Origin of the sequence: Citrobacter sp. Cb041 (assembly GCF_030336655.1) — a bacterium.
GTDB classification, from domain to species: domain Bacteria; phylum Pseudomonadota; class Gammaproteobacteria; order Enterobacterales; family Enterobacteriaceae; genus Citrobacter; species Citrobacter braakii.
Window position 1 is genome coordinate 1 of record NZ_JAOWDD010000022.1, and the last position, 204, is coordinate 204.

1 tRNA gene is annotated in these 204 nt (G+C 56.4%); it reads right to left on the reverse strand.

Annotated elements, in window-relative coordinates:
* Positions 1-59, reverse strand: a tRNA-Arg gene (locus OGV52_RS01630).
* Between the last annotated feature and the right edge of the window lie 145 nt (positions 60-204).

A 204-nucleotide genomic window follows, 5' to 3' on the forward strand; every position in this document is an offset into this window, starting at 1 on the left:
GGGAGGATTCGAACCTCCGACCGCTCGGTTCGTAGCCGAGTACTCTATCCAGCTGAGCTACGGATGCATCAGGGAAACTTGCTTTACTGCAGACTTGATGTCGCTGCTAAAGCGCTATCAAGTAAGATGGTGCATCCGGGAGGATTACTCGGCTGCGCCTCGCCCTGTGGGCCGTTGCTGAAGCAACGTTATCCTCCCTGGTGC